This is a genomic window from Endozoicomonas sp. ALE010 (genome assembly GCF_049310165.1).
Taxonomy (GTDB): Bacteria; Pseudomonadota; Gammaproteobacteria; order Pseudomonadales; family Endozoicomonadaceae; genus Endozoicomonas.
In genome coordinates this window covers 1-1061 of sequence record NZ_JBLYNV010000194.1, presented here as the reverse complement: position 1 = coordinate 1061, position 1061 = coordinate 1, and the positions used below count along the sequence as shown (strand labels likewise).

3 protein-coding genes are annotated in these 1061 nt (G+C 56.8%); 1 reads left to right on the top strand and 2 read right to left on the bottom strand.

Features of this window, described 5'->3' with window-relative positions; all coding sequences use genetic code 11:
* The coding region (locus ACO6UY_RS24740; RefSeq protein ID WP_422491719.1) for a hypothetical protein at positions 1 to 519 on the bottom strand (519 nt) is incomplete at its 3' end.
* Positions 520 to 699, bottom strand: a complete 180-nt coding sequence (locus tag ACO6UY_RS24735; protein WP_422464144.1) for a hypothetical protein — start codon at positions 697 to 699, stop codon at positions 520 to 522. It lies immediately after the preceding gene.
* On the opposite strand from ACO6UY_RS24735, the gene ACO6UY_RS24730 reads away from it, so the two are divergent.
* Positions 698 to 1061, top strand: a 364-nt coding sequence (locus tag ACO6UY_RS24730) for a hypothetical protein (protein ID WP_422491717.1), incomplete at its 3' end; no start/stop codon positions are given. The two genes, ACO6UY_RS24735 and ACO6UY_RS24730, sit on opposite strands and share 2 nt — an antisense overlap.

The window sequence follows — 1061 nt, the reverse complement described above, 5'->3', positions numbered from 1 at the left end:
CGTCACAGGCCTGCAACCTGCCACGGACAGGCCAGGCAGCAATCCCGGAGTGGTTGCTGACAACAGTAGCCCTGTTGTTGCGATCGCATCGGCAACCGGCGCACAGGCGGAGGTGTCTTCTGACATGCATGCATTGGCCACCATCGCGCCGGAGACCAGCACCCCGCAGCCACCGGTATCGACCAGCGTATCAACCACGGCTGTAACCGTGACAGAACGGGCTGACATTACCCCTGCAATGTCATCTGCAGCCACAACCAGTGAAGCCGGATTGCTAACATCCTTGGCGGTATCTGAGGGCAGTTCCAGCCATATACCACCGGACGCCTCAGAAGCATTATTATCGACGGCTTTATGGCCGCATACCCCTGCACCTATGCTGGCACCCGGATTGAGTTCGTCAGAGACGGCAAGTAGCCAGGCAGTGTCGTCCGGTATCGCCGCTTTAGCCTCATCCGGGTCTGGTTCGTTCGCTAATGCTACAGAGAGTTCACTGAGCCCGTCCGGAGCGGCAAACACTCAGGCATTGTCATCCAGTACGATGGCCCGGATCTCACCGGAGATGAGTTCGTCGATCAATACTGCTGAGGTATCACTGAGCCCATCAGGCATGGTAGGCACCCGGACGTTATCATCCAGTGCCACGGCTGCGTTCTCTCCAGAGTTGAGTTCGTCGATGAATACCACCGATGTGTCCATGACGCCATCAGGCATGGCAGGCACTCAGGCATTGTCATCCAACACTACGGCACCGTTCTCACCCGAGCTGAGTTTGTTGATGAATACCACCGATGTGTCCATGACGCCATCAGGCATGGCAGGCACCGAGACGTTATCATCCAGTGCCACGGCTGCGCTCTCTCCAGAGTTGAGTTCGTCGATCAATACCACCGATGTCTCACTGACGCCATCCGGCATGACAGGCACTCAGGCACTGTCATCCAACACTACGGCTCTGCTCTCACCGGAACTGAGTTCGTCGATGAATACCACCGATGTGTCAATGACGCCATCCGGGATGGCAAGCACTCAAACATTGTCATCCAACACTACGGCTCCGT

Coding starts and splice junctions, on each gene's coding strand:
- ACO6UY_RS24735 (WP_422464144.1), bottom strand. CDS start 699: ATGGACACATCGGTGGTATTCATCGACGAACTCAACTCTGGAGAGAAC.